This is a genomic window from Rhodanobacter sp. FW106-PBR-R2A-1-15, assembly GCF_058789735.1.
The window spans coordinates 25,763-31,762 of record NZ_JBYTEM010000012.1 but is presented as its reverse complement, the minus strand read 5'-3'; the positions used below and the strand labels follow the sequence as shown (position 1 = coordinate 31,762).

At 66.1% G+C, this 6,000-nt stretch carries 3 protein-coding genes and 1 CRISPR repeat array (1 of these 4 running past the window's edge); all 3 genes read left to right on the top strand.

All coding sequences use genetic code 11. The features are described from left to right. The first annotated feature begins 246 nt into the window (after positions 1-246). The 3 genes from AC3WTD_RS08290 (at position 247) to AC3WTD_RS08280 (ending at position 4,314) form a co-directional block, all read left to right on the top strand. Positions 247-3,381 (top strand): efflux RND transporter permease subunit, encoded by a 3,135-nt coding sequence (locus AC3WTD_RS08290; protein ID WP_492613513.1) that lies wholly within the window; start codon positions 247-249, stop codon positions 3,379-3,381. A 110-nt stretch (positions 3,382-3,491) separates the two neighbouring features. Further along, positions 3,492-3,788, top strand: a complete 297-nt coding sequence (locus tag AC3WTD_RS08285; protein WP_492613512.1) for a LysM peptidoglycan-binding domain-containing protein — start codon at positions 3,492-3,494, stop codon at positions 3,786-3,788. A gap of 16 nt (positions 3,789-3,804) precedes the next feature. Next, a complete protein-coding gene (locus AC3WTD_RS08280) occupies positions 3,805-4,314 on the top strand; it encodes a hypothetical protein (protein WP_492613511.1) in 510 nt (169 codons plus the stop codon). Positions 4,315-4,511: 197 nt separating this feature from the next. Beyond that, positions 4,512-6,000: direct repeats of the CRISPR family, unit length 36 nt; unit sequence GCTTCAATGAGGCCGCAGCTCTTCGCTGCGGATCAC (it continues 7,327 nt past the right edge of the window).

Sequence of the window (6,000 nt, the reverse complement as noted above, 5' to 3'; positions counted from 1 at the left end):
GTAGGGCCGGGGTGGGGTCGCTCTTCATCGCGAGATCAAAAGCACCCCCTCCCGACCTCCCCCTGCTGCGCAGAGGGAGAAGTTGCTTTGCGCGCGGACGTCCAGCTCCCTCCCCTGCTCGCAGGGGAGGGTTGGGGTGGGGTTGCTCTTCGCGCAGCCTCGCGATCAACCTTTCCGCGGCCCGGACGTTGAGAGTGGGATGATTTGTCCCCCGCACCCTCGTCCGTTTCCGTCCGCGTTGACTCCATGAACCTCTCCGGCACCTTCATCCGGCGCCCGATCGGCACCTCGCTGCTGGCGATCGGCCTGTTCGTGGCCGGCACGATCTGCTACTTCCTGCTCGGCGTGGCGGCGCTGCCGAACATGCAGTTCCCGGCGATCTTCGTGCAGGCCAGCCAAGCCGGCGCCGACGCCAGCACCATGGCCTCGACCGTGGCTGCGCCGCTGGAACGGCACCTGGGCCAGGTGCCCGGCATCGAGACCATGCGCTCGTCCAGCTCCGAGGGCCGCAGCTTCGTCTTCATGCTGTTCCGCACCGGCACCGACCTGGATGCCGCCGCACGCGACGTGCAGGCCGCGATCAATGCGGCCGCGCCGGACCTGCCCAGCGGCTTGAGCGCCGCGCCGAGCTACCAGAAGGCGAACCCGAACGACGACCCGATCATCGCGCTGGCACTGACCTCGGACACGCAGTCGGCGGCCGACCTGTACAACCTGTCCGACACCCTGCTGGCGCAGCGGCTGCGCCAGCTGCCCGGGGTGTCCTCGGTGGAGATCGCCGGCGCGGCGACGCCGGCGATCCGCGTCGACGTGAACCTGCGCGCACTGAACGCGATGGGGCTGTCGCCCGACCAGCTGCGCAACGCGCTGGGCGCGGCCAACGTGACTTCGCCCGAAGGCTTCCTGTCCAACGGCGCCAGCACCATGGCGATCAGCGCCACCGCCCAGTTGCACAGCGCGGAGGACTTCGCCCAGCTGGTCATCGCCAGCCGCAACGGCACGCCGGTGCGGCTGTCCGACGTGGCCAGGGTCTACGCCGGCCAGCAGGACGCCTACCAGGCGGCCTGGTTCCACGGCAAGCCGGCCGTGCTGATGTACGTCTACAAGAAGGCCGACGCGAACATCATCGCCACCGTCGACCTGGTCAAGGAGCAGCTGCCGGCGCTGCGCAGCTACCTGCCGCCGGCTACCGCGCTGACCCCGTTCTTCGACGGCACGCCGACCATCCGCGCCTCGCTGCACGAGGTGCAGGCCACGCTGCTGATCTCGCTGGCGATGGTGGTGCTGGTGATGGCGCTGTTCCTGCGCCGGCTGGCGCCCACCCTGATCGCCGCGGTGGCCGTGCCGCTGTCGCTGGCCGGCGCATTCGTGGTGATGTATGTGCTCGGCTACACGCTGAACAACCTCACCCTGCTGGCGCTGGTGATCGCGATCGGCTTCGTGGTGGACGACGCGATCGTGGTGACCGAGAACGTCATCCGCCACCTCGACGCGGGCATGTCGCGGCTGCAGGCCACCCTGGCCGGCGCGCGCGAGATCGGCTTCACCATCGTCTCGATCACCGCTTCGCTGATCGCGGTGTTCATTCCGCTGCTGTTCGCCGGCGGCATCACCGGCATGTTCATGCACGAGTTCTCGGTGACCCTGGTGGCGGCGATCGTGGTCTCGGCGCTGGTTTCGCTGACCCTGACGCCGGCGCTGTGCGGGCGCTTCCTCGGTGGCCATGCGGCGAAGGAGCAGGCGCCACCGTCGCGGCTCGCCCGCGCGCTGGACGGTTTCCATGCCGGCATGCTGCGCGTGTACACCCGTGCGCTGGATTTTTCGCTGCGTCACGCGCTGGCGTTCTCGCTGACCCCGCTGGCGCTGATCGTGGCCACCTTCTACCTGTTCGGCGTGGTCAAGGCCGGCCTGTTTCCCGCGCAGGACACCGGCCTGATCTGGGGCCGCGCCAGCTCCAGCGCCACCGTCTCGTTCGCCGAAAGCCGCCAGCGGCTGGAACGGCTCACCGCGATGCTGATGGCCGACCCCGACGTCGCCACCGTGGGCTCGCGCCTGGGTAGCAGTCGGCAGGGCACCAGCGGCTCGTTCAACATCGACCTGAAGACCCGCGCCGACGGTCGCCATGACGACACCTTCGCGGTGCTCGCGCGGCTCAGCGCCAAGGCGGCCAACTATCCGGATCTCAACCTGCGCCTGCGCCCGGTGCAGGACCTGCCCAGCGGCGGCGGTGGCGGCACCAGCCAGGGCGCGCAGTACCGGGTCTCGCTGCAGGGCAACGACCTGGCCAGCCTGCAGCAGTGGCTGCCGAAACTGCAGGCCGAGCTGAAGAAGAACCCCAAGCTGCGTGACGTCGGCACCGACGTCGACGAGGCCGGCCTGCGCCAGAACATCGTGATCGACCGCGACAAGGCCGCACGGCTCGGCGTGTCGATCGGCAGTATCGACGGCGCGCTGTACGACGCCTTCGGCCAGCGCCAGGTGTCCACCATCTACTCGGACATCAACCAGTACCAGGTGGTGGTCAACGCGCTGCCCGCGCAGACTGCCACGCCCGAAGCACTCAACCGCATCTACGTGCGCTCCAGCAGTGGCCGGATGATCCCGATCACCGCATTCGCCAAGCAGCAGCCGGGGCTGGCGCCCTCGCAGATCACCCACGAAAACCAGTACACCACGATGGACTTGAGCTTCAACCTTGCGCCGGACGTGAGCATGGGCGAGGCGATGGCGGTGATCCAGGCCACCGTGCAGAACATTCGCATGCCCGGCGACATCCGGGTGCAGATGGGCAACGACTTCCGCCGCTTCCAGCAGTCGCAGAGCGGCATGGGCTGGCTGATTCTCGCCGCCGTGATCACCGTCTACATCGTGCTCGGCATGCTGTACGAGAACCTGATCCATCCCGTCACCATCCTGTCCACCCTGCCGGCCGCCGGCGTCGGCGCGCTGCTGGCGCTGTGGCTGACCGGCACCGAGCTGTCGGTGGTGGCGCAGATCGCGCTGGTGCTGCTGATCGGCATCGTCAAGAAGAATGCGATCATGATGATCGACTTCGCCCTGGTCGCCCAGCGCGAACACGGCAAGAGTCCGCTGGAAGCAGCGCGCGAGGCGTGCACCGTGCGCTTCCGCCCGATCATGATGACCACCATGGTCGCCATCCTCGCCGCCCTGCCGATCGCCATCGGTCTCGGCGAAGGCAGCGAACTGCGCCGCCCGCTCGGCATCGCCCTGATCGGCGGCCTGCTGATCTCGCAGAGCCTCACCTTGCTCAGCACCCCGGCGCTGTACGTGATCTTCTCGTGCGTGGCCGAACGCAGAAGGGCGTGGTGGATGCGGCGGCAAGGGCGCAAGCCGATGGTGGCTCGCCACGGTATCGGTTGATCCGGTTACTTGTCGCGCGAAATGCAGCTGAACGCTTCGCCAGAACGCTCACAACCCGTTAACCGCAAGCCGACTATCACAGACCCACTCTTCCCGGACGGAGCGGCGCGATGGGCAACGAGACCGGCAAGGCAGATTTTTCCAATGTGCAGGGCGGGGTGGAAACCACCGCGCCGGATGCGCCGTCCAAGGCGGAATTCAGCAACGTGCAGTCGCAGGTCGGCTCCACCGCTGACAGGACCACCACCTACACCGTGGCAGCTGGCGACAACCTGACGAAGATCGCGAAACACTTCTACGGCGACGCGAATGCATGGAAGTCGATCTTCGACGCCAACCGCGGCCAGCTTTCCGATCCGGACCGGATCAGGGTAGGCCAGGTCCTGAAGATCCCTGCCAAATCCTGAAACAGGAGGTACCTCCATGAAGATGACTCGCCAACCCTTGATCCTTGCCGTGTCGCTGGCTGCGATGCTGGTGCTGGGCGCCTGCGGCAAGAACAACAACGAATCGGCGGCGCCGTCGCCGTCCACCGCACCACCACCGGCGGCGCCTGCGCCCGCACCGGCCACCACCGCTCCGACCGCCATGAACAACGGCGCGCCCGCCGCAGTCACGGTCGGTTCGGTGGAGCTGGGCTCGACGGTCGACGCGAACCACAAGATCCTCGCCAGCGGCACCAGCTTCGCGCCGAAGGACACCATCTATGCCTCGGTCGACACCAGCGGCAGCGGCAATGCGACGCTGGCGGTGAAATGGACCACCCAGGACGGCCAGGTGGTGCACGAGGACAGCAAGTCGCTCAATGCGATGGGCCCGGAGACCACCGCCTTCATGATCAGCAAGCCGGATGGTTTCCCGGCCGGCAACTACAAGGTGGACATCTCGCTGGACGGCAAGCAGGTCGCCAGCAAGGATTTCTCGGTCAAGTAAGTTACGACGAAGGCAAAGAGGCATGAGAAAGCGTGGCTATGCCGCGCTTTCTCGTGGGCTGGCGCATATGCGCCGCTTTCGCTTGGAACAGTGGCTCGTCCGTGTGCGGGGGAGTTCTCGACCATAACCGCACAGCTGGCACAGAATAGAGCCCTTCAACTGGTGAAAATCTCGGGGGTCCGCTGCGTGTCGTCGGTGATTCGATGAGGCTGCGGCTCTTAGCTGCGGATCACCTCCATCGCGCTCTTCAAGGCGCAAGAGGGCGGGTCGCTTCGATGAGGCCGCAGCTCTTCGCTGCGGATCACGCAGCGAACGGGGGCGCCGGGGCTGCACCGGCAGAGCTTCAATGAGGCCGCAGCTCTTCGCTGCGGATCACGAAGCCGGCGCCCACGTAGAGCTCCTGCAACTCGAAGCTTCAATGAGGCCGCAGCTCTTCGCTGCGGATCACGATTTCGGCCAGCTCGTAGCTCGACGCGGAGCGGTAGCTTCAATGAGGCCGCAGCTCTTCGCTGCGGATCACGGATCGCGACAAGGGCATCATGTGGCTTGACGACGTGCTTCAATGAGGCCGCAGCTCTTCGCTGCGGATCACGGTCGGCTGTGGCAGCACGAACCGCTCGGGGTTCTTGCTTCAATGAGGCCGCAGCTCTTCGCTGCGGATCACTGCCAATCTTCAAGCTGCCCGGCGGCCATCGTCAGGCTTCAATGAGGCCGCAGCTCTTCGCTGCGGATCACCGCCGATGTTGGTGATGGAGTCGGCCTGGAACGTGGTGCTTCAATGAGGCCGCAGCTCTTCGCTGCGGATCACGCCATCAGTCGACCATCGCACCGTCGACTGCAGCATCGGCTTCAATGAGGCCGCAGCTCTTCGCTGCGGATCACCTGCGCCGGAAAAGGCGCATGAGGAAAAAGCGCCCGGGCTTCAATGAGGCCGCAGCTCTTCGCTGCGGATCACGAGTTCTACCGACACCGCGAAGTCCTCCGCAAACCCCGCTTCAATGAGGCCGCAGCTCTTCGCTGCGGATCACGCGCTGGCGCGTTGCCTTTGTTATACGGCGCCAGCGTTGCTTCAATGAGGCCGCAGCTCTTCGCTGCGGATCACAATTGGCCAAGCACCCCGCCATCGTCGTAACCTCAGCGCTTCAATGAGGCCGCAGCTCTTCGCTGCGGATCACCTGCCGGAGGGCAAGTTGGTGCCCACCGGCACCGTGGCTTCAATGAGGTCGCAGCTCTTCGCTGCGGATCACGCTGCGGAAGTACGTTGGAGCCATTTCTCTCGACTACGCTTCAATGAGGCCGCAGCTCTTCGCTGCGGATCACTATCGAACCCGACCTGCGACTGGTCTGTGAAGTAATGCTTCAATGAGGCCGCAGCTCTTCGCTGCGGATCACGCATGACCGCAACGCCAGCGAAGCCGCCGCAACCGCGCTTCAATGAGGCCGCAGCTCTTCGCTGCGGATCACGCGTTCACGACGCCGCGCGCCCGGCGCTGGGACTTCGCTTCAATGAGGCCGCAGCTCTTCGCTGCGGATCACGACCGCGGACACGCCTGCTGGCCACGCAGTTCTGCGCTTCAATGAGGCCGCAGCTCTTCGCTGCGGATCACCAACTCGCTGAGTGGCACCTACGCGCATGACCGCTGGCTTCAATGAGGCCGCAGCTCTTCGCTGCGGATCACGCCCGTT